The sequence below is a fragment of the Pseudomonas sp. P5_B3 genome (genome assembly GCF_056400405.1).
Genome location: NZ_JBFULI010000001.1, coordinates 19,993 through 46,615 on the forward strand (window position 1 = coordinate 19,993; position 26,623 = coordinate 46,615).

Sequence of the window (26,623 nt, forward strand, 5' to 3'; positions counted from 1 at the left end):
TCCTTTACTTGCGCAGCAGGCGCAAACCGTTGAACACCACCAGCAAACTCACCCCCATGTCGGCGAACACGGCCATCCACATGGTAGCGACCCCGGCGAAGGTTACCCCAAGAAAGATCGCCTTGATGACCAAAGCCAGGGCGATGTTCTGTTTGAGGATGCTCGATGTCCGTCGCGAAAGGCCAATGAATGCCGGAATCTTGCGCAGATCGTCGTCCATCAGGGCGACATCGGCAGTTTCAATCGCGGTATCGGTGCCTGCGGCGGCCATGGCGAAACCGATCTCGGAACGCGCCAGCGCCGGGGCGTCGTTGATGCCATCGCCGACCATGCCGACCCGATGCCCTTGGGCATAAAGAGCCTCGATAGCCTGCAATTTGTCGCCTGGCAACAGGTCTCCCTTGGCCTCGTCGATGCCGACTTGCGCGGCAATGGCTTGCGCAGTGTGGACGTTATCGCCCGTGAGCATCAGGGTTTTGATACCCAGGTCATGCAATTGCCGGATGGCTTCGCGGCTGGACGCTTTCACCGTATCGGCGACGGCGAACAGCGCCAATGGCCCGGACTGATCAAGCAGCAGCACCACCGACTTGCCCTGCTTTTCCAGGGCAAACAGCTTTTCTTCCAGCGCCGGCGAACACAAACCCAGATCCTCCACCAGGCGATGGTTGCCCAAATGGTAGAGCTGACCGTTGATCTCGCCGCGCACACCGCGCCCGCCCAGCGCTTCGAAGTTATCCACAATCAGCGTCGCGGTCTGGTTATCCACAGCCGCTTTGGCAATGGCCTGAGAAACCGGGTGATCCGAGCGCCTGGCCAGCGCGGCGGCTATGGCAGGCGCCGACTCATCGGCGGTCGGGTCCAGCGACAGGTAATCGGTCTGCACCGGTTTGCCGTGGGTGATGGTGCCTGTCTTGTCCAGGGCCAGGTAGTCGAGCTTGTAACCGCCCTCCAGATAGACGCCGCCCTTGACCAGGATGCCTTTGCGCGCCGCCGCCGCGAGGCCGCTGACGATGGTCACCGGCGTGGAAATCACCAGCGCACACGGACAGGCCACCACCAGCAGCACCAGCGCCCGGTAGATCCAGTCGAACCACAACTCGCCCATGAACATTGGCGGGATCACCGCCACGGCCAGTGCCAGGACGAACACCGCCGGGGTATAGACTTTCGAGAAACTGTCGACGAAACGCTGGGTCGGCGCCCGCGCCCCTTGGGCCTGCTCGACCGCGTGGATGATGCGCGCCAGGGTCGAGTTGTCGGCCGCAGCGGTTACTTCATATTCCAGGGATCCGGCCTGATTGATGGTGCCGGCGAATACTTTGTCGCCGATGGTTTTTTCCACCGGCAAGCTTTCACCGGTGATTGGCGCCTGATCGATGGTTGAGCGACCAGACAGCACTTCGCCATCCAGGCCGATGCGCTCGCCGGGACGAACCCGTACCCGCGCACCGAGCCCGATGCTTTTGACATCCTGCTCTAGCCAGTTCCCGTCATTCTGCAACACCGTTGCCGTGTCCGGGGTCATCTGCATCAGGCCGCCGATGGCATTACGCGCACGATCAAGGGACTTGGCTTCGATCAACTCGGCCACGGTGAACAGGAACATCACCATTGCCGCTTCCGGCCACTGGCCGATCAGCACCGCGCCGGTCACGGCAATGCTCATCAGCGCGTTGATGTTCAGGTTGCGGTTTTTAAGGGCGATCCAGCCTTTTTTGTAAGTGCCGAGACCACCGCTGAGGATCGAGACCAGCGCGATAGCCGCCACCACCCAGTTCGGCGCGGAACCGGTGAAGTGAATAACTTCTGCCAGCAATGCACCAACACCAGACAGTGCCAAGGGCCACCATGGCTTTTTCTGGAGCGCCGGCGCCGGGGTGTCAGCACCTTGATCCAGCGGCTCGGCCTGCATGCCCAAGGACTTGATGGCCTCGACGATCGGCTCGATACCAGGCAAATCGTGGGTCACGCCGAGCACCCGATTAATCAGATTGAACTCCAGCTGCTGCACACCGGTCAGTTTGCTTAGCTTGTTCTGGATCAGCGTCTGTTCGGTTGGACAGTCCATCGCTTCGATGCGAAAACTGCTCAGTCGAGCCCCGGGCGTCGGCGATTCGCTCAGTTTTACAAACGCAGGCGCTGCCGCTTTAGATGAGCAACAGGCGTCGCCGTGACCACCGTGGCCATGTTTTTGCACGGGCTTGAGCTTGTCGCTGTGCTCGTGTTCAGCCCCGGGTTTGCGGGAGTGCAGGGAATCGCTCATTGGTTGTGTCCATATAGAGTGCCTGTTGCCAAGTAAAGACCCTGTAGCCACTATAGGGTCAAGCACCCATTTTGGAGTTTTGGAGATTGTCGTCATGAAAATTGGAGAGTTGGCAAAGCTCACGGACTGTGCCGTGGAAACGATCCGCTACTACGAGCGCGAGAGCCTGCTGCCGGAACCGGCCCGCAGTGACGGCAATTATCGCGTCTATACCCAGGCCCACGCCGAGCGCCTGACCTTCATCCGCAACTGTCGCACCCTCGACATGACGCTTGAAGAAATCCGCAGCCTGCTGGCGTTTCGCGACAGCCCGCAAGATCAGTGCGAAAGCGTAAACTCACTGATCGACGAGCACATCCACCACGTCAGGGCGCGGATCGACGGCTTGCTGGCCTTGCAGACGCAACTGCTCGACCTGCGCCAACGCTGCGACGAGGGGCCGGGTATCGATCAATGCGGGATTTTGCAGCGGCTGGAAGTGAGTGGCGGGGTTGTGACGACGGAGGTGGAGCATTCCCATGTGGGCCGCAGTCACGGCCACTAAGCACACCGCAAAACCCTGTGGGAGCGAGCTTGCTCGCGATGACGGCGGCACATTCAACATTGATGTGACTGACAAACCGCTATCGCGAGCAAGCTCGCTCCCACAGGGTCGGTGGTGGTTTTTCAGACCGCCATCGGCGCGGTCATCGGTGCGTGGTGCTCGTAGCCTTCCAGGGAGAAATCGCCCGGTTCCACCAGCTCCAGCCACTCCGGCTGATACACACCCGTCTTGGCAAACTCCGGCACACGCTCGGAAATCACCAGTTTCGGCATCGGGAACGGCTCGCGCTTGAGCTGTTCGTTGAGCATGTCCAGGTGGTTTTCGTAGACGTGGGCATCACCGATGAAATAGGTGAACCAGCGCGGCGTGTAGCCGGTCAGGCGACCGATGAGGCTCAGCAGCGCAGCACCTTCGGTGAGGTTGAACGGCGTGCCCAGGCCCAGGTCGTTGGAGCGGATGTAGAGGGTCAGGGAAATCTCCCTGGTCTCGACATTCGGGTGGAACTGGTACAGCAGGTGGCACGGCGGCAAGGCCATTTCATCGAGCTGGGCGCAGTTCCAGCCATGGAACAGGATGCGACGGCTGCCCGGGTCATTGATGATGGTGTCTACGCACTGGCGGACCTGATCGATGGCCTTGTACAGCACCACGTAGGCCTGACCGGCATCGGAGCCTTCGGCGATCTGGCGGTAGCCTTGCTTCAGGGTCTGCTCGATGGCGGCCGGGTTGCTGACCGGAATCTGCTTGTACGCCGGCCATTTGCGCCATTGCACACCGTAGATTTCGCCAAGGTCGTCTTCGCCCTGGCGGAACGGGTTGGCCAGCCACTGGGCGTTTTCATTGGCGTTCTGGTCCCAGACCTTGCAGCCCAACTCACGGAATTCGGCAGCGTTGTTCACGCCACGCAGGAATCCGCACATTTCGCCGATGGCCGATTTGAACGCCATCTTGCGCGTGGTGATCGCCGGAAAACCTTCCTGCAGGTCATAACGCAGCATCGCACCGGGAAAACTGATGGTGTTCACGCCGGTGCGGTTGGCCTGCTTGGTGCCGTTCTTGATGACGTGGGCAACCAGTTCGAGATATTGCTTCATGAGTTACCTGTGTCCTTGAACCCGGGACCGAAGCCCCGGGGTTCGAATTTTATACTGCTGCCGCTGGAGTCGCCGGAGTGCGGTGATAGGCCAGCCAGATCAGGAACAACCCGCCGACGATCATCGGCACGCACAGCACCTGGCCCATGGTCAGCCAGTTCCAGGCCAGATAGCCCAGTTGCGCGTCCGGTACACGGACGAACTCGACGATGAAACGGAAGATGCCATAGAACAGCGCGAACATCCCCGAGACCGCCATGGTCGGCCGTGGCTTGCGCGAGAACAGCCAGAGGATCAGGAACAGCGCCACGCCTTCAAGGGCGAACTGGTACAGCTGCGACGGGTGACGAGGCAACTGCGCCGGGTCGCTGAACGGCGGGAAGATCATTGCCCACGGCACGTCGGTCGGCTTGCCCCACAGCTCGGCATTGATGAAGTTGCCGATACGACCGGCACCCAGGCCAATCGGCACCATCGGCGCAACGAAATCCATCAGCTGGAAGAACGACTTGCTGTTCTTTTTACCGAACCACAACGCCGCCAGCATCACACCGATGAAACCGCCGTGGAATGACATGCCGCCCTTCCACACTTCGAAAATCAGCGTCGGGTTGGCCAGATAAGCGCTCAGATCGTAGAACAGCACGTAACCCAGTCGCCCGCCGACGATCACCCCCATCGACATCCAGAACACCATGTCGGAGAGTTTCTCCCTGGTCCAGGTCGGGTCGAAACGGTTCAAGCGGCGGGACGCCAGCAGCCAGGCGCCGCCGATGCCGATCAGGTACATCAGACCGTACCAGTGGATTTTCAGCGGACCGATGGCCAGGGCCACCGGGTCGATCTGCGGGTAAGGCAGCATTGCGACTCCTCGTTAGAGTTCAAATCTTAAAAATTCCCGGGCGACGCTGCCACCTCAGGATTAAGCCAGGATTGCGCTGCCGGTCAGAGCAGGAAGTTCAGACCGACGCAGAACAGCAAAGCGGCAAACAGCCGTTTCAGCAACTTTGGCGACAACCTGTGAGCCAATCGCGCGCCCAAGCGGGCGAACACCATGCTGGTCAGGGCAATGCCCAGCAACGCCGGCAAATAAATGAAACCGAGACTATGGGCCGGGAGCAACGGATCGTGCCAGCCCAGAATCATGAAACTTAATGCACTGGCCAGGGCAATCGGCAGACCGCAGGCCGACGAAGTAGCCACGGCTTGCTGCATCGGCACACTGCGCCAGGTCAGGAATGGCACGGTCAGCGAACCTCCACCAATGCCGAAAATCGCCGAAGCCCAGCCAATCGCGCTACCGGCCACGGTCAGACCGAGTTTGCCCGGCACGGTTCGGCTGGCCTTGGGTTTAACCTCCAGCGCCAACTGAGCGGCGATCACCAGGGCAAACACACCAATGAGTTTCTGCAGGTTAGGGCCGGAAATCGCTTCCGCCGTCAGCGCGCCGAATCCGGCACCGACCAGAATGCCGACGGTCATCCACATGAAGATCGGCCAACGCACGGCTCCACGGCGGTGATGCTCACGTACCGCGTTGACCGAGGTAAAGATGATCGTCGCCAGGGAGGTGCCCACTGCCAGGTGCGTGAGGATCGACGGATCGAACCCTTGGGCCTTGAAGCTGAACACCAGCACCGGGACGATGATGATCCCGCCGCCCACGCCAAACAGCCCGGCGAGTACACCTGCACAGGCGCCGAGCGCCAGATAGAGCAGAAATTCCATGGTTGTCTCGCCCGCATCCCAAAACCGGAGCGGCATGGTAACGGATGCATGGCCTCAAGCTCCACTGCGCAAGGCGATGGATCGATGAGCGATGTCTGCGTAGAGTGAGCAAAAAACACACAAGGACAGCCTTATGTGCCTGATTGTTTTTGCCTGGCGTCCGGGTCATGCCCAGCCGCTGGTCGTGGCGGCCAATCGCGATGAGTTCTACGCCCGCCCCAGCCTGCCTCTGGCGCCATGGCCCGAAGCGCCGCACGTACATGCGGGGCGCGACCTCGAGGCCGGTGGCACCTGGCTCGGTGTCGGTGCCAACGGACGTTTTGCGGCGCTGACCAATATCCGAGATCCCAATCGACCACCAGGGCGAAAATCTCGTGGGGAGCTGGTCGCGCGTTTTCTAACCGGGGAAATATCAATTGACGACTATTTAGCCGACGTTGTCGAACGTTCGCAGGAATATGGTGGTTTTAACCTGTTGGTCGGCAATGCCAATGAACTCTGGCACTTCAACGCCCGGGAACCAGCAGCGGTGATGTTGGCCCCGGGGATCTACGGGTTATCCAATGCCGGGCTGGATACGCCGTGGCCGAAGTTGCTCAAGGCCAAGGCGGCGTTGAGCGAGGTGCTGGATGATCCGCAGCCTCAGGCGCTGTTGGCGTTATTGAGCGATGCGCAGACCGCACCGCTTGCCGAGTTGCCGGATACCGGAGTGGGGCTGGCCACCGAGACGTTGCTGTCGAGCGTGTTCATTGCCAGTCAGAGTTATGGAACGCGGGCGAGTACGGCGTTGATTGTGCAGGCGGATGGGGCGCGGCATATGGTCGAACACAGTTTCGGGCCGCATGGCGGGCATCTTGGGGAAGTGGAGATCAGGCTTTAGTTTTGTGTTACCTGGACTGGCCCCATCGCGAGCAAGCTCGCTCCCACAGAGTTTTGTGTTGTTCACAAAACAGTGAGCCTACACAAGCCCACTGTGGGAGCGAGCTTGCTCGCGATGGGGCCGTCAGCGTTTCAGAGGGGCTTGATCGCTGCCGGATTGATCATCCGCGCCAACCCGAGGTTCTTCAGCGCCAATTGCAACGAGCTATGAATCACTTGCGGGTTGTCGATGGTCATCAGTTCGGCAAGCAATTCCTTGGCCTTGCTCAGGTTGATCTGGCGCAGCATCCACTTCACCTTCGGCAGGTTGGTGGCGTTCATCGACAGACTGTCGAACCCCATCGCCATCAACAGCACGGCCGCCGCCGGATCACCGGCCATTTCACCGCAGATACTCACTGGCTTGCCTTCGGCATGGGCATCACGCACCACATTCTGCAGCGCCTGAAGCACTGCCGGGTGCAGGTAATCGTAGAGGTCGGCCACCCGCGGGTTGTTGCGGTCCACGGCCAGCAGGTACTGGGTCAGGTCGTTGGAACCGACCGAAAGGAAGTCCACTTGCCGCGCCAGTTCCTTGGTCTGATACACCGCTGCCGGAATCTCGATCATCACGCCAACCGGCGGCATCGGCACGTCGGTGCCTTCATCGCGTACTTCACCCCAGGCACGGTGAATCAGGTGCAGGGCCTCTTCGAGCTCATGGGTGCCAGAGATCATCGGCAGCAGGATGCGCAGATTATTCAAGCCTTCACTGGCCTTGAGCATGGCGCGGGTCTGCACCAGGAAGATTTCCGGGTGGTCGAGGGTGACACGAATGCCGCGCCAGCCAAGGAACGGGTTATCTTCCTTGATCGGGAAATACGACAGCGCCTTGTCGCCGCCGATGTCCAGGCTGCGCATGGTCACCGGTTGCGGGTGGAACGCGGCCAGTTGTTCGCGGTAGATCGCCAGCTGTTCCTTTTCGCTCGGGAAACGCTGGTTGATCATGAACGGCACTTCGGTGCGGTACAGGCCCACGCCTTCGGCACCGCGCTTCTGCGCCCGCGCCACATCCGCCAGCAAACCGGTGTTGACCCACAGTGGCATGCGGTGGCCATCGACTGTCACGCACGGCAGATCGCGCAGCGCATCGAGCCCGAGGGCCAGTTGTTTCTCTTCCTCGACCACCTCGGCGAACTGCTTGCGCAGCACTTCACTCGGGTTGGTGTAGACCTCACCGTGGTAGCCATCGACGATCATCTGGATGCCGTCGACCTTGGAATACGGCAGGTCGACCAGGCCCATCACGGTCGGAATGCCCATGGCGCGGGCGAGGATGGCGACGTGGGAGTTGCCTGAGCCGAGCACCGACACCAGGCCGACCAGCTTGCCCTCCGGCACCTCGCCGAGCATCGCCGGCGTCAGTTCTTCGCTGACCAGAATGGTGTTGTCGGGGTAGACCAGCGTTTGCTGACGCTCTTCCTGCAAGTAAGCCAGCAATCGCCGACCAAGGTCCTTGACGTCCGAGGCCCGCTCGCGCAGGTAGGCGTCGTCCATCAATTCGAAACGGTTGACGTGATCGGTGACCACCTGGCGCAAAGCGCCCTGGGCCCACTGCCCGGTCTTGATCACGGTGGTGACTTCGCTGCCCAGCGCGGCATCGTCGAGCATCATCAGGTAGACGTCGAACAAGGCCCGCTCTTCCGGGCGCAGCTGCGTGGCGAGTTTGGCGGACAAGGTGCGCATGTCGGCGCGCACGCCTTCAATGGCGGTCTTGAACAAACCGAGTTCGGCGTCGATGTCGGTGATGTTCTTGTCCGGCACCACGTCCAGATCGGCGGGCGGCAGCATGACCACCGCCGTACCGACCGCCGCACCCGGCGAACCCGGCACGCCGATGAACTTGGCTTCCTGAATGCCTTTACCCTGACGGCCCAGGCCGCGGATCGAACCGGTGGCCTCGGCGTGGGCGATAACGCCGGCGAGCTGCGCGCTCATGGTCACGAGGAAGGCTTCTTCACCTTCATCGAACTGGCGGCGCTCTTTTTGCTGGATGACCAACACGCCGACAACACGGCGGTGGTGAATGATCGGTGCCCCGAGGAATGAGGCGAAGCGCTCTTCACCGGTCTCGGCGAAGTAGCGGTAGCGCGGGTGATCCGCAGCGTTTTCGAGATTCAGGGGTTCTTCGCGCGTACCGACCAGGCCAACCAGACCTTCGTTGGGTGCCATGCTGACTTTACCGATCGAGCGCTTGTTCAAGCCCTCGGTGGCCATCAGCACGAAGCGGTTGGTCTCAGGGTCAAGCAGGTAGACCGAGCAGACCTGACTGCCCATGGCCTCTTTGACGCGCAACACAATAATCCCCAACGCCGCCTTGAGATCCTTGGCGGAGTTAACTTCCTGGACGATCTTGCGCAGCGTATTGAGCATGGCTCGGGGTCGAACTCCGTCGTCAGTCGCGCGCTAAAAGGCGCGGGGCAAGCTCTTTGAGAGCGCGTCGATACACCTCGCGCTTGAATGTCACCACCTGGCCCAACGGATACCAATAGCTGACCCAGCGCCAGCCATCGAACTCCGGTTTACCGGTCAAATCCATCCGCACCCGCTGCTCGTTGGAGATCAGGCGCAGGAGAAACCATTTCTGCTTCTGGCCGATGCACAGCGGCTGGCTGTGGGTACGTACCAGACGTTGCGGCAAACGATAGCGCAACCAGCCCCGGGTGCAGGCGAGAATTTCAACATCTTCGCGTTCAAGGCCCACTTCTTCGTTCAGCTCGCGGTACAAGGCGTCTTCCGGCGTCTCTTCGGGGTTGATTCCCCCCTGCGGAAATTGCCAGGCATCCTGATTGATTCGGCGAGCCCATAGCACCTGGCCGGCGTCATTCGTCAGAATGATCCCGACATTGGGGCGAAAACCATCGGGGTCGATCACGGCAACAACCTCGCAAACGCATGTCGCCGCATTGTTCCACAAAGGTTGTGAAGGCGGCAACGAAGGTTCCTACCTTATGTGCACTCTTGTGAAAAGACCGTATTCTTGTCGCCTTTTTACTGACTTTTCAGCGGGTAACTGCGATGCGCCTGGCTTTATTCGATTTGGACAACACCCTTCTGGGCGGTGACAGCGATCACGCTTGGGGCGATTACCTATGCGAGCGCGGCTTTCTCGACGCCGTCGCCTACAAGGCTCGCAACGATGCGTTCTACCAGGATTACCTGGCCGGCAAACTCGATAATGCCGCTTACCTGAACTTCTGCCTGGAAGTTCTCGGCCGCACCGAAATGGCCACGCTGGATCAGTGGCACAGCGATTACATGCGTGACTGCATCGAACCGATCGTGCTGCCCAAGGCCATCGACCTTTTGGCCAAACACCGTTCAGCCGGCGACAAACTGGTGATCATCACGGCGACCAACCGCTTCGTCACCGGGCCGATTGCCAAGCGCCTGGGCGTCGAAACCCTGATCGCCACCGAATGCGAGATGGTCGACGGCCGCTACACCGGGCGCAGCACCGATGTGCCGTGCTTCCGCGAAGGCAAGGTGACGCGCTTGAATCGGTGGCTGGAAGAAACCGGATATACGCTGGAAGACAGCTATTTCTACAGCGACTCGATGAATGATTTTCCGTTGCTGGAGCAAGTGACCCATCCGGTTGCGGTCGATCCGGATCCGAATCTGCGGGTCGAGGCCGAGAAGCGGGGTTGGCCGGTGATCAGTCTGCGCGGCTGAAACCGCTGTCGCGAGCAAGCTCGCTCCCACAGGGATCTTCAGTGAATTCAGATTTAGTGAACACCAGAAAACTCTGTGGGAGCGAGCTTGCTCGCGATGGGGGCGACACGGTCTCAAGCCTTAAACAGGCTTGGCCCCCATTAAACCGGCAATGGCCACAAAACAGACAAAACCGAACAACGCCAAGGCAAAGGTGAATTTACCCGCGCTCTCCGGCGCCTTGCGCAGTTTGTCGAGCCGCACCAGCAACCAGAACCAAGCCAGCGCCGCCACGGTGTACAGCACACTGGACGCCAGCAACCAGGTCTGCCCCAATGGCCAGCCCACCAGATGCACCATCCACCAGCCGGTAAACGGCATGCTCAGCAGCGCCAACCCCATCAACAACCAGACAAATACACGTGGCCGTTGCAGGGTGCGGCTTCCCGCCGTCGCATCACCCTTGCGCCGCGCAAGCAAAACCCAGACGCCCAGACCCAGCGCACAAGCCAGCAGTACAACAGTTGCCACCATGTGCGCCGTTTTCAGGGCAGTTAACGTTTCCATTGTCAGATTTCCTTATTGCCTGCCCATCAGCGTAGCCCCTCAGCCAAGAAACAGCTGATAGGCCGGGTTGTCGCTTTCGTCCCAGTACGGGTAGCCGATTTCTTCCAGCGCCGCCGGCACCAAATGGCGCTCGTCGTGGGGCACTTGCAGGCCCGCGACTACCCGGCCGTCCGCCGCGCCATGGTTGCGGTAGTGGAACATCGAGATGTTCCAGCGCCCGCCCAGCTTGTTGAGGAAGTTGAACAGCGCGCCCGGACGCTCCGGGAACTCGAAACGCAGAATCACTTCATCGACCACATGCGCCGCACGCCCACCCACCATATGACGGATGTGCAGCTTGGCCAGTTCGTTGTCGGTCAGGTCCAGCACCGGGAAACCCTGCTCGCTCAGACTGGCGATCAACGCACTGCGCGGGTCGCTTTCCGGGTGCGTCTGCACACCGACGAAGATGTGCGCTTCGCTGCCGGTGTTGTAGCGGTAGTTGAATTCGGTGATCTGGCGCTTGCCGATAGCCTCGCAGAACGCCTTGAAGCTGCCCGGCTTTTCGGGAATGGTCACGGCGATGATGGCTTCGCGGCCCTCGCCCAGCTCCGCACGCTCGGCAACGTGGCGCAGGCGGTCGAAGTTGACGTTGGCCCCGGAGTCGATGGCCACGAAGGTCTGGCCGCTGACGCCGCGCTGCTCGACATATTTCTTGATCCCGGCCACGCCCAAGGCGCCTGCAGGTTCGGTGATCGAGCGGGTATCGTCGTAGATATCCTTGATGGCGGCGCAGATTTCGTCGGTGCTGACGGTGATCACCTCATCGACATGGTCTTTGCAGATGTCGAAGGTGTGCTGACCGATCTGGGCCACCGCAACGCCGTCGGCGAAGAGGCCCACGGTCGGCAGCACCACACGCTCGCCCGCCGCCATGGCGGCTTGCAGGCAATTGGAGTCATCCGGTTCGACGCCGATGATCTTGATGTCCGGGCGCAGATACTTCACGTACGCCGCGATGCCGGCAATCAGGCCGCCGCCGCCCACCGGGACGAAAATCGCGTCCAGTGGTTGCGGGTGTTGGCGCAGAATTTCCATCGCCACGGTGCCCTGCCCGGCAATGGTATGGGGATCGTCGTATGGGTGAATGTAGACATAGCCTTTTTCGTCGACCAGTTTCAGCGAGTAAGCCAGGGCTTCCGGGAACGAATCGCCGTGCAGCACCACCTTGCCGCCACGGGAGCGCACGCCTTCGACCTTGATCTCCGGGGTGGTCTTGGGCATGACGATGGTCGCTTTCACGCCCAACACCTTCGCCGCCAGAGCCAGGCCTTGGGCATGGTTGCCCGCCGACGCGGTGACCACGCCGCGAGCGCGCTCTTCTTCGCTCAACTGGGTCAACTTGTTGTAGGCGCCGCGAATCTTGAACGAGAACACCGGCTGCAAGTCTTCGCGCTTGAGCCAAATGCTGTTGCCCAGCCGCTCGGAGAGCTGGCGAGCAGACTGCAACGGGGTTTCTACGGCAACGTCATAAACGCGCGAGGTGAGGATCTTTTTGACGTACTGTTCAAGCATCGGAAAGCATCACTGAGCGGGTTGGGCAGGACCATGGAGTCTAACCCGGCTTTCAACTGTACGACCACACGAATACAGAGGTTTTAGCCAGACATGGGGCTATAATGCCGGCCTTTCGTTCCCTCCTCGGCACCCCGGAGCCCGCATGAACCAGGATCAACTCAAACAGGCAGTGGCTCAGGCCGCCGTCGACTTCATCCTTCCGAAACTCGACGACAAGAGCATCGTCGGGGTCGGCACCGGCTCCACCGCCAACTGCTTCATCGATGCCCTGGCCCGGCACAAAGGCGCATTCGACGGCGCCGTCGCCAGTTCCGAAGCCACCGCCGCGCGCCTCAAGGGCCACGGGATTCCGGTGTACGAACTGAACACCGTCAGCGACCTGGAGTTCTACGTCGACGGCGCCGATGAAAGCGACGAGCACCTGAACCTGATCAAGGGCGGTGGCGCCGCCCTGACCCGCGAGAAGATTGTCGCGGCCGTGGCCAAGACCTTCATCTGCATCGCCGACGCCAGCAAACTGGTGCCGGTCCTCGGTACTTTCCCGTTGCCGGTGGAAGTGATCCCGATGGCCCGCAGCCACGTGGCCCGCGAGCTGGTGAAGCTCGGCGGCGACCCGGTTTACCGCGAAGGCGTACTGACCGACAACGGCAACATCATCCTTGACGTGTTCAACATGCAGATCACCAATCCGGTGGAGCTGGAGACGCAGATCAATGCGATCGTCGGCGTGGTCACCAATGGTTTGTTCGCGGCGCGTCCGGCGGATCTGTTGTTGCTGGGTACCAGCGAAGGTGTAAAAACCCTGCGCGCTGAATAACTAAGACCGTCCACATTTTTGTGGGCAGATGAAAAAACCTGTGGGAGCGAGCTTGCTCGCGATTGCTGACGGCCAGTTGAAATCTATTTTGACTGATACGCCGCTATCGCGAGCAAGCTCGCTCCCACAGTGTTTTGTGGTGTTGGTTAGAGTTGCGTGGGTTTCTTGAAAACGTAAAACAGGTTTGGCTCGCTGACGAGGTACAGCGTACCGTCGTCGTCCATGGCGATCCCCTCCGCTTGCGGCACGGCTTTTTGCAGACCCTGTTGTCTCTTGCTCAGGGACATCGTGCTCAACGGACGCCCGTCCACATCCAGTTCCAGAATCAACCGGGACTCATCGGACAGCGCCAACAAATGCCCGCTGCGCTCGTCGTATTGCAAACCCGACAGGTCCCGCACAAACATCCCGGCATCACGCTTGGGGTCGTTGACTACGTGCACCGACCAGGATTCTTCAGGATTGAATCGCGGAAAACCGTACACCTCGTAGATCAGCATCGGGTCGCGCTCCTTGGCGACGAACAGGCGCTTGCCCACCGAATCGTAAGCCAAACCCTCGAAGCCCTTGTTGTCGCCCATGTGTACGCCAACGGTCATCTGCTCGGCGTCTGCCGCATCGACGAAGGTGGTGCCCTGCTCCAGACGAATCTTGATCAGCCGCTGCTGGCTTTCGTCAGTGACCACGTAGGTGTTCTCGCTGATGAACTCCACCGCCTCCGGATCCCCGAAACCGACCAGTGCCACACGGCGCAAGATCCTGCCGTCGAGGGACAACTCGATCAACTCGCTTCGCTTATTGGTAACGGTGAACAGGCTTTTGCGCACCGGGTCGTAGGTCAATGCTGAAACGTTTTCAACCTGGCCATCAATCACCTGCGCCTCGGTCACGACCTGATATTGGTCCAGCCCCATGGATCGGGAACTCACCGGTTGCCACAGCGTATGCAGATTGAACCAGGCACGCTCGAACAGGCGCTGGTATTGGCCGAGCGCAATCAAGGCGATCAGCGAGACCATCGACAGGATCAGAATCAGGGATTTGAGGCGGGCAAATCGACGCATTCGGGTGGGCTCAGGGTCAATACAGGCGGATGAAATATCACGCCTGTCTGAACTGCAGCTTAATGGCCGCTGGCCTTTTACGTACAGACAATCAGCGCTGGCGCTGGTTACTTCTGTTTTTCGAAGCGATAGAACAGGTTCGGCTCACTCACCATGTACAGCGTGCCCGCTTCATCCATGGCCACGCCTTCGGCACGGGGAATGGTATTTTTCAGGCCGTTGAAGCCACGCAGCAAAGTAATGAAACTGACCTGCTCACCCTTCTTGTCCAGCTCCAGCAACAGGTGCGATTCGGCGGACAGCACCAGCATGTGGCCAGTCCGCGGGTCGATGGCCAGTGCCGACAGGTTGCGCATGTCCAGTGCATGACTGGCCAGTTTCAGCTTGTCGCCGGTCAGGACCTGGCCGTCACCTTTCCAGGTAAACAATGCCGGCGGGCGCTCTTCGCCCAGCACCAGTTGCTGATTATGCGAATCCCAGGTGACCCCCTCGAAAGCCTTGTTCTGATCTTTGGAAGGCCCGAGGTCGTATTTCGGGAAGTCGGCGATGTTCAGCTCGCGGGTATCGGCATCGACCTTGACGATGGCTATCAGGTGCTCGCGCTCATCGACAATCGCCAGTCGGCCGTCGCCCAGCACGGTGACGCCCTCAGGGTTGCTCCAGCCGACCAACGGCATTTTGCGCAGCACATCGCCCTGCAAGTTCAACTCGACCAGAAACGGGTTCTTGCCCATGACCGAAAACAGGGTCTTGGTCTGGGGGTCGTAGGCCAGGTCCGATGCTTCGTCCTTCTCCATGCCCGGCAACGGCTTGGCATCGATCACCGCCCGGTAGTCCGGAAGCCAGATGCTCGCCTGACGCTCGGCCGGGCTTTTCAATTGCTCTTTCACCCAGAGCACGCCCCGCGCATCCCAGTGCATGGCAAATGCAACGCCGTAGGCGACAACGACCACCAGCAGTAGCCAGATTTGCCAACGCAGGGCGAAGCGTGAGCGGCGGGCAGGTTTCAACGTGGAAAGCGGAGGAGTGGCCATCAGGGATGCGTTCCAGAAATTCAGGCTAGGGGTAATAGCACAATTTAGGGTCGGCTCAGAGGCCAACAGCCCTGAAATTATCCAGACCGGATGTGAAAAAAACGGGAAATGACAGGGTGGAGCTGTGTGGAATCTGGACTTCAACCCACCAAATACTACTGTGGGAGCGAGCTTGCTCCCACAGGGTTTGGCAGTGCCTGGACTAGCGGACGCTGCTGATGAAGCGGCTCGCGCCCGGCAGCTCCAGAACGATCTCATCACCGACATTCAGCGGACCGACGCCCACTGGTGTGCCAGTCAGAATCACATCACCGGCTTGCAACGAGAAGCAGCCGGCCATGTGCTGGATCATCGGCACGATCGGGTTGAGCATTGCACTGCTGTTGCCGTCCTGGCGCACTTCACCGTTGATGGTCAGGCGAATGCCGATGTCGGTCAGATCGGCAAACGTGCTGCCGGACACAAACGGAGCAATCACTGCCGCACCGTCGAAGGACTTGGCGATTTCCCAGGGCAGGCCCTTGGATTTCAGCTCGGCCTGCTTGTCGCGCAGGGTCAGGTCCAGGGCCGGGGCGAAACCGGAGATGGCGTCGAGCACTTCTTCACGGCTCGGCCTGGTCGACAACGGCTTGCCGATCAAGACCGCGATTTCCGCTTCGTAATGCACCGAGCCGCGCTCGGTCGGAATGCTGAAACCGCCTTCCAGCGGCACAACACAACTGCCTGGCTTGATGAACAGCAGTGGCTCGGTCGGTACCGGGTTATCCAGTTCCTTGGCGTGTTCGGCGTAGTTACGGCCGATGCACACCACTTTCCCCAACGGGAAATGAATACGCGTACCGTCGACATACTGGTGCTGATAGCTCATTACCGACTCCTGCCTTCATGGATGCTTAAAAATTGCAGATCAAACCGCGAAGATCTTGCCCGGGTTCATGATGCCGTTCGGGTCGAACACTGCCTTGACCGCTTTCATGTACTCGATCTCGACCGGGGAGCGGCTGTAGGTCAAGTAGTCACGCTTGGTCATGCCCACGCCATGCTCGGCGGAAATCGAACCGTTGTACTTCTCGACGGTTTCGAACACCCACTTGTTGACGGTGGCGCACTTGGCGAAGAACTCGTCCTTGCTCAGGGTATCCGGCTTGAGGATGTTCAAGTGCAGGTTGCCGTCGCCGATGTGGCCGAACCAGACGATTTCGAAGTCCGGGTAGTGTTCGCCGACGATCGCGTCGATTTCCTTCAGGAACGCCGGGACTTTCGACACGGTGACCGAGATGTCGTTCTTGTACGGCGTCCAGTGGGAAATGGTTTCGGAGATGTATTCGCGCAGTTTCCACAGGTTTTGCAGCTGGGTTTCGCTCTGGCTCATCACGCCGTCCAGCACCCAGCCCTGCTCGACGCAGTGCTCGAAGGTTTCCAGGGCGTGGTTGGCTACATCTTCGGTGGTCGCTTCGAATTCCAGCAGCGCGTAGAACGGGCAGTCGGTTTCGAACGGCGCCGGGACATCGCCACGGCCCATGACTTTGGCCAGGGCCTTGTCGGAGAAGAATTCGAAGGCGGTCAGGTCAAGCTTGCTCTGGAAGGCGTGCAGCACCGGCATGATCGAGTCGAAATCGGCGGTACCGAGGACCATCGCGGTGAGGTTTTTCGGCGCGCGATCCAGGCGCATGGTCGCTTCGACCACGAAACCGAGGGTGCCTTCGGCGCCAATGAACAGCTGACGCATGTCGTAGCCGGTGGCGTTCTTGATCAGGTCGCGGTTCAGTTCCAGCACGTCGCCCTTGCCGGTGACCACTTTCATGCCAGCAACCCAGTTACGGGTCATGCCGTAGCGAATCACCTTGATCCCGCCGGCATTGGTGCCGATATTGCCGCCAATCTGGCTCGATCCTGCCGAAGCGAAGTCTACCGGGTAGTACAGCCCTTTTTCTTCGGCCACGTTCTGCAGATGCTCGGTAACCACGCCCGGCTGACAAACGGCGGTGCGGTCAGTGAGGTTCACGTCGAGGATCTGGTTCATGTAGTCGAAGGACACGACCACTTCGCCATTGGCCGCCACGGCAGCGGCGGACAACCCGGTACGACCGCCGGACGGCACCAGCGCCACCTTGTGTTTATTGGCCCACAGGACAATGGCCTGGACCTGCTCGGTGGTTTTGGGGAACACGATGGCGGTCGGGGCCGGGGCGAAATGCTTGGTCCAATCCTTTCCGTAAGCATTCAGGGAGTCGGCATCGGTCAGCACCTTGCCAGGCTCAACCAGTGTCTTCAGCTCATCAATCAGGGCAGGATTGGTCATCGACAGAACTCTCGAACAATTCATGGTCATCCTGAGAACGCTTCACGTCGCAGGAATGAGTGTTTAGCGGGGCGCATATGCTAGCATACCGACCCCGCAGGATAGTGCCCAAGGGCTGTTCTGCGGTGACGGCTGTCGTGCCGTCCGGGTCAGCGTCTGCTGGCTATCTCCTGCCATTTTTCTCCGGGATACAGGTTTACGCAGATGAGCAAGACTTCTCTCGATAAGAGCAAGATCAAGTTCCTTCTTCTCGAAGGCGTCCACCAATCGGCTGTCGACGTCCTCAAGGCGGCGGGCTACACCAGCATCGAGTACCTCACAGGTTCTCTGCCGGAAGCCCAGCTCAAGGAAAAGATCGCTGATGCTCACTTCATCGGCATTCGCTCCCGCACTCAACTGACCGAAGAGATCTTCGATCACGCGAAGAAGCTCGTGGCTGTAGGGTGTTTCTGCATCGGCACCAACCAGGTCGACCTGGACGCTGCCCGCGAACGCGGCATCGCAGTGTTCAACGCGCCGTACTCCAACACCCGTTCCGTTGCGGAGCTGGTGCTGGCCGAAGCGATCCTGCTGTTGCGCGGCATCCCTGAGAAGAACGCTTCCTGCCACCGTGGCGGCTGGATCAAGAGCGCAGCCAACTCCTTCGAAATCCGCGGCAAGAAGCTGGGCATCGTCGGTTACGGCTCGATCGGTACTCAACTGTCGGTCCTGGCGGAAGGCCTGGGGATGCAGGTGTACTTTTACGACACCATCACCAAGCTGCCATTGGGTAACGCTACTCAGGTAGGCAAGCTGCACGAGCTGCTGGCGATGTCCGACATCGTTTCGCTGCACGTACCGGAAACCGCCGCCACCCAGTGGATGATGGGCGAGAAAGAAATCCGCGCGATCAAGAAAGGCGGCATCCTGATCAACGCCGCCCGCGGCACCGTGGTCGAACTGGACGCCCTGGCGGACGCGATCAAGGACAAGCACCTGATCGGCGCAGCCATCGACGTGTTCCCGGTGGAGCCACGCTCCAACGACGAAGAGTTCGAAAGCCCGCTGCGTGGCCTGGACAACGTGATCCTGACTCCGCACATCGGTGGTTCCACCGCTGAAGCCCAGGCCAACATCGGTCTGGAAGTGGCGGAAAAACTGGTCAAGTACAGCGACAACGGTACTTCGGTATCGTCCGTGAACTTCCCGGAAGTGGCCCTGCCGGCTCACCCTGGCAAGCACCGCCTGCTGCACATCCACGAGAACATCCCGGGTGTGATGAGCGAGATCAACAAGGTCTTCGCCGAAAACGGCATCAACATCTCCGGTCAGTTCCTGCRGACCAACGAGAAGGTCGGCTATGTGGTAATCGACGTCGACGCCGAGTACTCGGACCTGGCGCAAGAGAAGCTGCAACACGTCAACGGCACCATCCGTAGCCGGGTGTTGTTCTAAAGCTTGAAGCTTGCAACTGTAAAAAAGGGAGCCCCTGCGAAGGGGCTCCCTTTTTTATTTCACATTGACGGTAATCTTCTCGGAAACGATCGGTGGCTCGAACGGCATGTGGTTGCTATCGCCCAGTTCAAGCTGCAGGGTATGTTTGCCTGGCGTGAGCGTTATTTCAGCCTGGGTCTGCGCACCGCCGAAATGCAGGTGGTTGGCATCCTTGGGGATCGGCGCACCGGCGGCTGGCAGCTCATCGACGTCGATCAGCACGTGGTGATGACCGGTGTTCTTGGTGGTATCGCCCGCCGGTGCCAAGGCAATGTTCTCGACCGCGAACTTGACGACGACGGTCTGTGGAATCGTCGCACCGTCCTTGGGAGAAACAATGGACACTTCGGCGCCTTTCGGAGCCGGCGTTGCAGCACTGGCCAGCACCGAAACACCCATCAACAGGCCAGCCAAAGCAGCACGTGACTTAAAGGTTTTCATTCTCTTCTCCAGTTTTTCCGTAAAATTCGCGTGACCATGACAACTTCATGGCCATTCGTTGTCGAAGGCACTCGACAACCATAGCAAAGCGAGCCTGAATCAGAGGGTCCGCGATAAAAATTCAAAGGAGTGACCATGCGCTTTCTGCCTGGCCTGATCTGCCTGCTACCCCTTTTGAGCCCTTTGGCTCACGCCGAATTGATAGATGACGTCAACGACCGCGGCGAATTGCGCATTGCCGTTGAAGCCAACACCCCGCCATTCAATTTCAAGGATGACGACAAACTCACCGGTTTCGAAGTCGAACTGGGCCAACTGCTGGCAAGTGAACTCGATGTCCGGGCCGACTTTGTCGTCACCGACGGCAGCGATCTGCTGACTGGCGTCGAAAGTGGCAAATACGACATCGCCATCAACCACATAGCAGTGACCCCGGACCTCCAGGATCGTTTCGACTTCAGCGAACCTTACGTTCAAACCCATGCGCAGTTGATCGCGCAAAAAGAAGAACCGCGCTCCATTCTGCTGGTGCAGTCGCTGACAGAAGAAAAGCCTAAAACCAACCCGGCCGTGAGCCTGGCGATTCCGTTTCAGAAAGGTAATCCGGCGTTCCATGCCAGCCTGGAAAACGCGTTGCAGCGGATCAAGGATGACGGGCGACTGCAAGCGCTGGAGCAGAAGTGGTTGGGGGCGGATGCGGGCGAAGTGCCGAAGCCTTGAGGTTGTTGCAGGTCTGAAGTGAAAGCTGATCCTGTAGGAGCGAGCCTGCTCGCGATGGCGGCCTGACATTCAACATCAATGTTGACTGGGCTGGCCTCATCGCGAGCAAGCTCGCTCCCACAGTGTCTTGTGTCGCTCGTTAATCGAGTGCTGCCAACGTCAGCGCCACTTGCGACAACTCCAGCTCACTGAACACCTGCACCCCATGGCGCCTGAGCAACGCCGCCGTCACGCCCTCGCCACTGACCTTCACACCACTGAATGTCCCGTCATAGGTCAGCAGATTGCCGCAGGACGGGCTGTTGGCCTTGAGGATGGCGATGCGGATGCCATGTTTGCGGACCAGCTCAAGTGCYTGATACGCCCCCGACAAAAACTGCGCACTGACATCCTCGCCCTCGGTAGTGATCACCAGCGCCTGGCCGTCGAGCACTTGCGCGCCCTGCCCGCCCGGAATTTCCGCCGCTGCCCGTGGCGTCGGCAAGCCGCCGGCGACCTCTGGGCACAAGGGTACGACCCGACCTTCATCAAGCCACTGCGCAAGCGGATCGAACGGCCCGCTGGCCCCGCCGTCGTAACGAACCCGGTGGCCCAACAGGCAGCGACTGACGAGAATTTTCTGCATGATCAGAACGGCTCGTTACCGCGCCGGCGGAACCAGCCGGTCAGCGACAGGCGATCCCGGGTCGCGGGCAGGACTTCGTGGGGAACCTCTGCGGAGAGAAACACCACCAGGCAGCCGCCGATAGGTTGCACGTCTTGGACGCGATCATTGTCGAGGTACATGCGCAATTGGCCGCCGTGCTCGGGAAGCCAACCGTCATTGAGGTAAACCACCGCCGAAACCATGCGCCGGTCGTCATCGCGAAAGCGGTCGACATGCTTCAAGTAAAAGGCACCGGGCGGGTACATCGCAAAATGGCTTTCGAAATCCTCCAGGCCGAGAAACAGACCGCGATTGATCGCCTCGCGCAGGCTGTCCATCAAGTTCAGGTAGCTGTCGCAAGCCTCGGCCTGGCCGGGGTCGATCCACTGGATATGGTCGCCACGAATCCCTTCGCGGATCTCCGATGACGGCCCACGACCCACGGCGGCCGGAGCCAGCTCACCCTCGACAGCACGCTTGCGACACTCGGCCGCCAGCGCCTGGGTCAGATCCAGAGGCAGGAAAATATTCTGCTGCGACCAACCGTGCTCGGCCAGATCGTCGACGATTCGTAACAGCAGCGGGTGATCAGAGGATATTTGCATGCCGCGCATAGTATTCCTGTACCCGGAAATCCGACAGAGCCGCGCAGCGGACTGATACGAATTCTCGACAAGTACGGATGCCGCACGGAGAATAGTCGCCTGCTGACTGGAGTCCCTATGCGCCGTTTGCTTTTATCACTGCTGATGTTCTGCGTATTGCCCGCCTGGGCAGACAGCCACGACCAGTTGTACAAGGTCGCCGGCTGGCCGGAACAACGCGCGCATTTCAGCGACGCCCTCTCGGCTGCTCAGCAACGCTATCAGGGCAGCCTGCCTCCAGCGGTGTTTCAGGCACTGGTCAATAACAGCAATCAGCGATTTTCCGCCCAGGCCATGGACCGGCGCGCCGAAGCGCAATTGCGCAAGAACCTCGCCAACCCCAAACCCGCGCTGACGTTTTTCCAATCGCCCCTGGGCAAGAAAATCGTCGCCGCCGAGCTACTGGCGACCCGTCGCGACCAACTGGCAAAAAACGCCAAGGGTCTGCCGAAAATGCAGGCCAGCGACAGCCGCATGCTGATCATCGGCCATTTGGCACAAGCCCTGCCCGCACGCGAGGCCGGCGCGGAAGTCAGCCTGGCGATTGCTGGCGTCGCCGCCGATAGCTTGAGCTCGATGATTCCCGGGCTGCTCGGTGCCGGTCAGGCACAGGGCATGCTGAACGGACAACGTCAGCGCCTGATGGACCAGATCGGCAGCGACCTCAACAACACGCTGTTGTATGTCTATCGCGACCTGTCGGACGACGATCTGGAAGAGTTCGCGACCTTTGCCGAATCGGCGGAAGGCCAGGCTTATTATCAAGCGGCGCTAGCGGCAATTCGGGCGGGGTTGGCGGTGGGGCAGAGCAATTCGAACCTGACCCAGTGATCCTCACCAACTTATAGACCGCTATCGTCGGAACGCCGCCCGGAGCAAGCTCGCTCCCACAGTGTTTTGAGTCGCCCCCCACAAATTTGTGATCACCGCAAAACCTGTGGGAGCGAGCTTGCTCGCGATGGGGCCAAAACAGACACTAGAGATTGTGCCCTTTGATCCGCCTGGTCAAAAACCCGAAATACTCCTGCCGCATCACCAACGTTTCATTCGCCAGATGATGCCGTGCCTCGGGCAGCATCAGCACCTGCGGCCGATCAAACTTGCCCCGCAAAACGTCCAGGTTGTGCTCCCAATCCACTGTCATGTCGGCCTGGCCCTGCACGATCAGCGGCCGCCGCGTGCTCGCGGGTGCGGCTTCGATACGCTTGATCCAGCGTGCCAATGCGCCCACCCAGGCTGTCGGCAGGCGCAGCGGCTGCAACGGATCTGCTTGCAGGAACGGCAAAAACGCCGGGTCGTTGGAGTTCTCGCTGAAACGCCGGGCGATGGCTTTGACGAAAGGCTTGAGCAGGTAGTAACTCAGTTGCGACCAACCCCACGCCCGCGGCCGCACCAGCGGCGACAGCAGAATCACCTGACCCTGCGCCGGGCTGCTCACCCCCGCATTCAACACATGATCGATCACGATCGCCCCGCCGGTACTCTGCCCACACAGGTGCCACGGTTGCGGCAAGTCGAGGGATTGTGCCTCGCCGAACAACCCTTGCAACGCGTCCTGATACTCGGCGAAGTCCTTGATGCTCGCCCGTTCGCCACTGGACAAGCCGTGCCCCGGCAAGTCGCAGGCAATCACCGCAAAGCCCTGGTCCAGCGCCCACTCGATCACATGCCGGTAGAGCCCGGTGTGATCGTAGAAACCGTGGATGACAAACAGCGTCGCCTTCGCCCGCTCGGGCCACCAGAACTGGCTGACCAGCTCATAACCATCGACCTCGAACCGCCCAAGGCCACTGCGCACCTGACGCTGCGCAAAATCCAGCCCGTAGAACCGCCGGTAAGCCTGCGCCTGTGCTGACAACGGCTGCCCGGCTGCCAGAGGCAGCAAGCTGGCGCGTAGAAGATCAGGGTCGAAAGTAGCCGGCATGGACGATTCCAGAACGTGAAACGGACTTTATAGGCCTGCGATATTCTTCTGTCGCGGCAAGCATGGCAAGCTAGCCGACCTTCGAGGACTGAACCGATGCGCTCGCCCTATCGCGCCACCCTGTTTGCCTGCCTGCTCGCCGTGGTGTGTGCCGGCATGTTGTGGGCGGCCTACAACTGGTTCCAGGGGCGTTACCTGCGGGCGTTCAGCGAGCACACGGCGATGTTTTCGGGGGATCCGCTGCGCCTTCCCGAGTCCCTCGCCGGCCCTGGCGCCATCCGCCTGGTGCATTTCTGGGACCCGGCCTGCCCGTGCAATGTCGGCAATCAACAACACCTGACCGAACTGGTCGAGCGCTACGTACCCCATGGCGTGGAATTCTATGTCGTGCAAAAACCCGGTAGCCACGGCCAATTGCCGGGCACCCTGAGCAGCCTCAAAACCATCGACATCCTGCCCGGTTCCGAACAGATCCCCGCCAGCCCGGCCGTGGCGATCTGGGATCGCAGCGGCAAACTGGCGTACTTCGGCCCCTACAGCGAAGGCCTGACCTGCAATTCGAGCAACAGTTTTATCGAACCCATCCTGCAAGCGCTGGATGAAGGCCGTGCAGTGAGTGCCACGCACACATTGGCTGTGGGTTGTTACTGCCCGTGGCCTGTCGATCCAGCGAAGTAGGCAAAGACCTGGTAATACGAATCCCTCCTACGGGCGATGCGCCATATCGGCGCGCCGTGTTACACAGTGGCGCCAGGAATCACAATAACAACAAGGAGTCGCCATGAAACGCAGCCTGACCGCTCTCGCTCTGCTGATCGTCGTGCTGGCCGCCGGGGCCGGCGGGTACCTCTACAGCAAGCAGCCGTCACGCCAGGGCATGGTGGAACTGCAACACCTGCAAGGCTCCGTCACCGTGCGCTACGACGAGCGCGGCGTCCCGCACATCCACGCCGAAAACGAAACCGACCTGTACCGCGCCCTCGGCTACGTGCATGCCCAGGACCGCCTGTTCCAGATGGAAGTCTTGCGTCGCCTGGCCCGTGGCGAATTGGCCGAAGTGCTCGGGCCAAAACTGCTCGACACCGACAAACTGATGCGCAGCCTGCGCATTCGCGAACGCGCCGAAACCTACTTCGCGAATCTCGACAAGCAGTCGCCCGCCTTCATTGCCATGCAAGCCTATCTGGACGGCATCAACCAGTATCAGGACAGTCACGCAAAACCCGTGGAGTTCGACGTGCTGGGCATTCCAAAACGTCCATTCACGGCCCAGGACACCATCAGCATCGCCGGGTACATGGCCTACAGTTTTGCAGCCGCATTTCGTACCGAACCCTTGCTGACATTCGTGCGCGATCAACTGGGGCCCGGATACCTGAACATCTTCGATCTCGACTGGCAGCCAAAAGGCGTGCTCAACGGGACCGCACCCTCCCTGGCCAGCGCCGACTGGAAAGACCTCAATGCCCTCGCCCGCCTGAGCGAACAAGCCTTGGCCGACAACGGCCTGCCACAGTTCGAGGGCAGCAACGCCTGGGTCGTCGCAGGCAGCCGGACCCAAAGCGGCAAGCCGCTGCTGGCGGGTGATCCGCATATCCGTTTTTCCGCGCCGTCGGTGTGGTACGAAGCGCAACTCTCGGCTCCGGGCTTTGAACTCTACGGCCACTATCAGGCCTTGATGCCGTTCGCCTCCCTGGGCATGAACCACGACTTCGGCTGGAGCATCACCATGTTCCAGAACGACGACCTCGACCTGATCGCCGAGAAGGTCAACCCGGACAACCCCAATCAGGTCTGGTATCGCGGCAAGTGGGTGGACATGACGACCAGCGAGCAGCAGATCGCGGTCAAGGGCCAGGCACCGGTCACGCTGGTGCTGCGCCAGTCACCCCACGGCCCGATCGTCAACGATGCCCTGAGCAACGGCGTCGGCAAGACGCCGATTGCCATTTGGTGGGCGTTTCTCGAAAGCCAGAATCCGATTCTGGAGGGCTTCTACCAGCTCAATCGCGCCGACACCCTGGCCAAGGCCCGTGGTGCCGCGGCAAAAATCCAGGCGCCAGGCCTGAACGTTGTCTGGGCCAATACCAAGGGTGACATCGGCTGGTGGGCGGCGGCGCAATTGCCTAAACGTCCGGCGGGCGTACGTCCGTGGTTCATCCTCGACGGCAGCACCGCCGAGGCGGACAAGGACGGCTTCTACCCGTTCTCGGCCAACCCCCAGGAAGAAAACCCGGCGCGCGGCTACATTGTTTCGGCCAACTTTCAGCCGCTATCGCCGACCGGCATGGAAATTCCCGGCTACTACAACCTTGCCGATCGTGGCCAGCAGCTCAATCGCCAACTCAGCGACAAAGCCGTCAAATGGAACCTGGAAAACAGCCAGCAGCTGCAACTGGGCACCACCACCGCCTATGGCCCGCGCCTGTTGGCACCGCTGTTGCCGGTGTTGCGCGAAGTGGTGAGCGATCCCGCCGAACTCAAACTGGTGGAGCAACTGGCCCTGTGGAAAGGCGATTACCCGCTCGACTCCACCAGCGCCACGCTGTTCAACCAGTTCCTGTTCAACCTGGCTGACGCGACGATGCGCGATGAGCTGGGCAACGACTTCTTCGAGACGCTGCTCTCGACCCGGGTGATCGACGCCGCGTTACCCCGCCTGGCCGCCAGCGCCGATTCGCCGTGGTGGGACAACCGCGGCACACTCGGCAAGGAAACCCGTGCCGATACGGTCAAGGCGGCCTGGCAAGCCAGCATCGCGCACCTCAAGACCACCCTCGGTGCAGACTTCGCGCAATGGCAGTGGGGCAAGGCGCACACATTGACCCATGGCCATCCGCTGGGGCAGCAAAAGCCGCTGGACCTGATCTTCAACGTCGGCCCCTTCGCCGCACCCGGCACCCATGAAGTGCCGAACAACCTCTCGGCGAAGATCGGCCCGGCTCCGTGGCCTGTCACCTACGGCCCTTCGACCCGGCGCCTGATCGACTTCGCCGACCCGGCCCACAGCCTGACCGTCAACCCGGTCGGCCAGAGCGGCGTACTGTTCGACAGTCACTATGATGATCAGGCCGAGGCCTACATCGAGGGGATGTACTTCCAGGCGCATCTTAATGACGAAGAAGTCACGGCCAATACGCGCAGCACCTTGAAGCTGTTGCCGGCGCGGGCTGTACCGTAGATTTTTGCTGGCCGGGCTGGCCCCATCGCGAGCAAGCTCGCTCCCACAG

Annotated in this window: 25 protein-coding genes; 9 read left to right on the plus strand and 16 right to left on the minus strand. The window is 60.4% G+C overall.

Annotated elements, in window-relative coordinates; all coding sequences use genetic code 11:
* Positions 1-4: 4 nt before the first annotated feature.
* Positions 5-2,266 carry a heavy metal translocating P-type ATPase gene (locus tag AC1DRN_RS00095; RefSeq protein WP_223456628.1) on the minus strand — a complete coding sequence of 754 codons (2,262 nt, stop codon included), beginning with the start codon at positions 2,264-2,266 and terminating at the stop codon, positions 5-7.
* A 94-nt stretch (positions 2,267-2,360) separates the two neighbouring features.
* On the opposite strand from AC1DRN_RS00095, the gene cadR reads away from it, so the two are divergent.
* Positions 2,361-2,810, plus strand: coding sequence for a Cd(II)/Pb(II)-responsive transcriptional regulator (gene cadR / locus AC1DRN_RS00100; RefSeq protein WP_223456627.1), 450 nt, complete (start codon positions 2,361-2,363; stop codon positions 2,808-2,810).
* Between the two features lie 122 nt (positions 2,811-2,932).
* Here cadR and AC1DRN_RS00105 read toward each other — a convergent pair whose 3' ends face one another.
* From AC1DRN_RS00105 to AC1DRN_RS00115, 3 genes are all read right to left on the minus strand, one after another.
* Positions 2,933-3,904 carry a thymidylate synthase gene (locus AC1DRN_RS00105; RefSeq protein ID WP_223456625.1) on the minus strand — a complete coding sequence of 324 codons (972 nt, stop codon included), beginning with the start codon at positions 3,902-3,904 and terminating at the stop codon, positions 2,933-2,935.
* A 49-nt stretch (positions 3,905-3,953) separates the two neighbouring features.
* Positions 3,954-4,766, minus strand: a complete 813-nt coding sequence (lgt, locus tag AC1DRN_RS00110) for a prolipoprotein diacylglyceryl transferase (RefSeq protein WP_223456623.1) — start codon at positions 4,764-4,766, stop codon at positions 3,954-3,956.
* Between the two features lie 83 nt (positions 4,767-4,849).
* Positions 4,850-5,632, minus strand: a complete 783-nt coding sequence (locus tag AC1DRN_RS00115; protein WP_218431789.1) for a sulfite exporter TauE/SafE family protein — start codon at positions 5,630-5,632, stop codon at positions 4,850-4,852.
* 133 nt (positions 5,633-5,765) lie between these two features.
* On the opposite strand from AC1DRN_RS00115, the gene AC1DRN_RS00120 reads away from it, so the two are divergent.
* Positions 5,766-6,512, plus strand: coding sequence for an NRDE family protein (locus AC1DRN_RS00120; RefSeq protein WP_223456621.1), 747 nt, complete (start codon positions 5,766-5,768; stop codon positions 6,510-6,512).
* 131 nt (positions 6,513-6,643) lie between these two features.
* Here the strand turns inward: AC1DRN_RS00120 and ptsP are convergent, their stop codons facing one another.
* Both ptsP and AC1DRN_RS00130 read right to left on the minus strand, forming a co-directional pair.
* Positions 6,644-8,923, minus strand: coding sequence for a phosphoenolpyruvate--protein phosphotransferase (gene ptsP / locus AC1DRN_RS00125; protein WP_223456619.1), 2,280 nt, complete (start codon positions 8,921-8,923; stop codon positions 6,644-6,646).
* A 22-nt stretch (positions 8,924-8,945) separates the two neighbouring features.
* The gene (locus tag AC1DRN_RS00130) at positions 8,946-9,425 is read right to left on the minus strand and encodes an RNA pyrophosphohydrolase (RefSeq protein ID WP_003229203.1); all 480 of its coding nucleotides are present in this window, start codon (positions 9,423-9,425) and stop codon (positions 8,946-8,948) included.
* Positions 9,426-9,568: 143 nt separating this feature from the next.
* On the opposite strand from AC1DRN_RS00130, the gene AC1DRN_RS00135 reads away from it, so the two are divergent.
* Positions 9,569-10,225 (plus strand): histidinol-phosphatase, encoded by a 657-nt coding sequence (locus AC1DRN_RS00135; protein ID WP_223456617.1) that lies wholly within the window; start codon positions 9,569-9,571, stop codon positions 10,223-10,225.
* Positions 10,226-10,345: 120 nt separating this feature from the next.
* On the opposite strand, the gene AC1DRN_RS00140 is transcribed toward AC1DRN_RS00135, so the two are convergent.
* Both AC1DRN_RS00140 and ilvA read right to left on the minus strand, forming a co-directional pair.
* Entirely contained in the window at positions 10,346-10,771 is a 426-nt protein-coding gene (locus tag AC1DRN_RS00140; protein WP_223456615.1) for a DUF2269 domain-containing protein, read from the minus strand.
* Positions 10,772-10,810: 39 nt separating this feature from the next.
* Positions 10,811-12,325 carry a threonine ammonia-lyase, biosynthetic gene (gene ilvA, locus AC1DRN_RS00145; protein WP_223456613.1) on the minus strand — a complete coding sequence of 505 codons (1,515 nt, stop codon included), beginning with the start codon at positions 12,323-12,325 and terminating at the stop codon, positions 10,811-10,813.
* Between the two features lie 145 nt (positions 12,326-12,470).
* On the opposite strand from ilvA, the gene rpiA reads away from it, so the two are divergent.
* Positions 12,471-13,145 carry a ribose-5-phosphate isomerase RpiA gene (gene rpiA / locus AC1DRN_RS00150; protein WP_223456611.1) on the plus strand — a complete coding sequence of 225 codons (675 nt, stop codon included), beginning with the start codon at positions 12,471-12,473 and terminating at the stop codon, positions 13,143-13,145.
* Positions 13,146-13,291: 146 nt separating this feature from the next.
* Here rpiA and AC1DRN_RS00155 read toward each other — a convergent pair whose 3' ends face one another.
* The 4 genes from AC1DRN_RS00155 to AC1DRN_RS00170 all read right to left on the minus strand — a co-directional run bounded on the left by AC1DRN_RS00155 (position 13,292) and on the right by AC1DRN_RS00170 (position 17,545).
* Positions 13,292-14,209, minus strand: a complete 918-nt coding sequence (locus tag AC1DRN_RS00155; protein WP_223456609.1) for an SdiA-regulated domain-containing protein — start codon at positions 14,207-14,209, stop codon at positions 13,292-13,294.
* Positions 14,210-14,316: 107 nt separating this feature from the next.
* Positions 14,317-15,243 (minus strand): SdiA-regulated domain-containing protein, encoded by a 927-nt coding sequence (locus AC1DRN_RS00160; protein ID WP_223456607.1) that lies wholly within the window; start codon positions 15,241-15,243, stop codon positions 14,317-14,319.
* Positions 15,244-15,445: 202 nt separating this feature from the next.
* On the minus strand, positions 15,446-16,111 hold the full coding sequence (locus tag AC1DRN_RS00165; protein ID WP_223456605.1) for a fumarylacetoacetate hydrolase family protein: 666 nt from the start codon (positions 16,109-16,111) through the stop codon (positions 15,446-15,448).
* 39 nt (positions 16,112-16,150) lie between these two features.
* Complete coding sequence (locus AC1DRN_RS00170; protein ID WP_223456603.1) at positions 16,151-17,545, minus strand: FAD-binding oxidoreductase; 1,395 nt, start codon at positions 17,543-17,545, stop codon at positions 16,151-16,153.
* 204 nt (positions 17,546-17,749) lie between these two features.
* Between AC1DRN_RS00170 and serA the strand changes: the two genes are divergently transcribed.
* Complete coding sequence (gene serA, locus AC1DRN_RS00175; protein ID WP_477786595.1) at positions 17,750-18,979, plus strand: phosphoglycerate dehydrogenase; 1,230 nt, start codon at positions 17,750-17,752, stop codon at positions 18,977-18,979.
* Between the two features lie 54 nt (positions 18,980-19,033).
* Here the strand turns inward: serA and AC1DRN_RS00180 are convergent, their stop codons facing one another.
* Complete coding sequence (locus tag AC1DRN_RS00180; protein ID WP_223456599.1) at positions 19,034-19,459, minus strand: DUF4399 domain-containing protein; 426 nt, start codon at positions 19,457-19,459, stop codon at positions 19,034-19,036.
* A 135-nt stretch (positions 19,460-19,594) separates the two neighbouring features.
* Here AC1DRN_RS00180 and AC1DRN_RS00185 point away from each other — a divergent pair, with 135 nt between their 5' ends.
* Positions 19,595-20,179 (plus strand): transporter substrate-binding domain-containing protein, encoded by a 585-nt coding sequence (locus AC1DRN_RS00185; protein WP_223456597.1) that lies wholly within the window; start codon positions 19,595-19,597, stop codon positions 20,177-20,179.
* A gap of 139 nt (positions 20,180-20,318) precedes the next feature.
* On the opposite strand, the gene AC1DRN_RS00190 is transcribed toward AC1DRN_RS00185, so the two are convergent.
* Both AC1DRN_RS00190 and AC1DRN_RS00195 read right to left on the minus strand, forming a co-directional pair.
* Positions 20,319-20,804, minus strand: coding sequence for a 2-thiouracil desulfurase family protein (locus AC1DRN_RS00190; RefSeq protein WP_223456594.1), 486 nt, complete (start codon positions 20,802-20,804; stop codon positions 20,319-20,321).
* A 2-nt stretch (positions 20,805-20,806) separates the two neighbouring features.
* Positions 20,807-21,439, minus strand: coding sequence for a 2OG-Fe(II) oxygenase (locus AC1DRN_RS00195; protein WP_223456592.1), 633 nt, complete (start codon positions 21,437-21,439; stop codon positions 20,807-20,809).
* Positions 21,440-21,547: 108 nt separating this feature from the next.
* Between AC1DRN_RS00195 and AC1DRN_RS00200 the strand changes: the two genes are divergently transcribed.
* A complete protein-coding gene (locus AC1DRN_RS00200; protein ID WP_223456590.1) occupies positions 21,548-22,300 on the plus strand; it encodes a DUF2059 domain-containing protein in 753 nt (250 codons plus the stop codon).
* A 145-nt stretch (positions 22,301-22,445) separates the two neighbouring features.
* Here the strand turns inward: AC1DRN_RS00200 and bipL are convergent, their stop codons facing one another.
* Positions 22,446-23,393, minus strand: a complete 948-nt coding sequence (gene bipL / locus AC1DRN_RS00205; protein WP_223456588.1) for a phospholipase BipL — start codon at positions 23,391-23,393, stop codon at positions 22,446-22,448.
* A 96-nt stretch (positions 23,394-23,489) separates the two neighbouring features.
* On the opposite strand from bipL, the gene AC1DRN_RS00210 reads away from it, so the two are divergent.
* Together AC1DRN_RS00210 and AC1DRN_RS00215 are read left to right on the plus strand one after the other, a co-directional pair.
* Positions 23,490-24,071, plus strand: a complete 582-nt coding sequence (locus AC1DRN_RS00210; RefSeq protein ID WP_223456585.1) for a DUF6436 domain-containing protein — start codon at positions 23,490-23,492, stop codon at positions 24,069-24,071.
* A 103-nt stretch (positions 24,072-24,174) separates the two neighbouring features.
* The gene (locus AC1DRN_RS00215) at positions 24,175-26,574 is read left to right on the plus strand and encodes a penicillin acylase family protein (RefSeq protein ID WP_223456583.1); all 2,400 of its coding nucleotides are present in this window, start codon (positions 24,175-24,177) and stop codon (positions 26,572-26,574) included.
* Positions 26,575-26,623 lie beyond the last annotated feature (49 nt).

What these genes read in the sequence shown, in the direction of transcription:
- AC1DRN_RS00095 (WP_223456628.1), bottom strand. Translation starts at nt 2,266, where the DNA reads ATGAGCGATTCCCTGCACTCCCGCAAACCCGGGGCTGAACACGAGCAC.
- cadR (WP_223456627.1), top strand. Translation starts at nt 2,361, where the DNA reads ATGAAAATTGGAGAGTTGGCAAAGCTCACGGACTGTGCCGTGGAAACG.
- AC1DRN_RS00105 (WP_223456625.1), bottom strand. Translation starts at nt 3,904, where the DNA reads ATGAAGCAATATCTCGAACTGGTTGCCCACGTCATCAAGAACGGCACC.
- lgt (WP_223456623.1), bottom strand. Translation starts at nt 4,766, where the DNA reads ATGCTGCCTTACCCGCAGATCGACCCGGTGGCCCTGGCCATCGGTCCG.
- AC1DRN_RS00115 (WP_218431789.1), bottom strand. Translation starts at nt 5,632, where the DNA reads ATGGAATTTCTGCTCTATCTGGCGCTCGGCGCCTGTGCAGGTGTACTC.
- AC1DRN_RS00120 (WP_223456621.1), top strand. Translation starts at nt 5,766, where the DNA reads ATGTGCCTGATTGTTTTTGCCTGGCGTCCGGGTCATGCCCAGCCGCTG.
- ptsP (WP_223456619.1), bottom strand. Translation starts at nt 8,923, where the DNA reads ATGCTCAATACGCTGCGCAAGATCGTCCAGGAAGTTAACTCCGCCAAG.
- AC1DRN_RS00135 (WP_223456617.1), top strand. Translation starts at nt 9,569, where the DNA reads ATGCGCCTGGCTTTATTCGATTTGGACAACACCCTTCTGGGCGGTGAC.
- AC1DRN_RS00140 (WP_223456615.1), bottom strand. Translation starts at nt 10,771, where the DNA reads ATGGAAACGTTAACTGCCCTGAAAACGGCGCACATGGTGGCAACTGTT.
- ilvA (WP_223456613.1), bottom strand. Translation starts at nt 12,325, where the DNA reads ATGCTTGAACAGTACGTCAAAAAGATCCTCACCTCGCGCGTTTATGAC.
- rpiA (WP_223456611.1), top strand. Translation starts at nt 12,471, where the DNA reads ATGAACCAGGATCAACTCAAACAGGCAGTGGCTCAGGCCGCCGTCGAC.
- AC1DRN_RS00155 (WP_223456609.1), bottom strand. Translation starts at nt 14,209, where the DNA reads ATGCGTCGATTTGCCCGCCTCAAATCCCTGATTCTGATCCTGTCGATG.
- AC1DRN_RS00160 (WP_223456607.1), bottom strand. Translation starts at nt 15,243, where the DNA reads ATGGCCACTCCTCCGCTTTCCACGTTGAAACCTGCCCGCCGCTCACGC.
- AC1DRN_RS00165 (WP_223456605.1), bottom strand. Translation starts at nt 16,111, where the DNA reads ATGAGCTATCAGCACCAGTATGTCGACGGTACGCGTATTCATTTCCCG.
- AC1DRN_RS00170 (WP_223456603.1), bottom strand. Translation starts at nt 17,545, where the DNA reads ATGACCAATCCTGCCCTGATTGATGAGCTGAAGACACTGGTTGAGCCT.
- AC1DRN_RS00180 (WP_223456599.1), bottom strand. Translation starts at nt 19,459, where the DNA reads ATGAAAACCTTTAAGTCACGTGCTGCTTTGGCTGGCCTGTTGATGGGT.
- AC1DRN_RS00185 (WP_223456597.1), top strand. Translation starts at nt 19,595, where the DNA reads ATGCGCTTTCTGCCTGGCCTGATCTGCCTGCTACCCCTTTTGAGCCCT.
- AC1DRN_RS00195 (WP_223456592.1), bottom strand. Translation starts at nt 21,439, where the DNA reads ATGCGCGGCATGCAAATATCCTCTGATCACCCGCTGCTGTTACGAATC.
- AC1DRN_RS00200 (WP_223456590.1), top strand. Translation starts at nt 21,548, where the DNA reads ATGCGCCGTTTGCTTTTATCACTGCTGATGTTCTGCGTATTGCCCGCC.
- bipL (WP_223456588.1), bottom strand. Translation starts at nt 23,393, where the DNA reads ATGCCGGCTACTTTCGACCCTGATCTTCTACGCGCCAGCTTGCTGCCT.
- AC1DRN_RS00210 (WP_223456585.1), top strand. Translation starts at nt 23,490, where the DNA reads ATGCGCTCGCCCTATCGCGCCACCCTGTTTGCCTGCCTGCTCGCCGTG.
- AC1DRN_RS00215 (WP_223456583.1), top strand. Translation starts at nt 24,175, where the DNA reads ATGAAACGCAGCCTGACCGCTCTCGCTCTGCTGATCGTCGTGCTGGCC.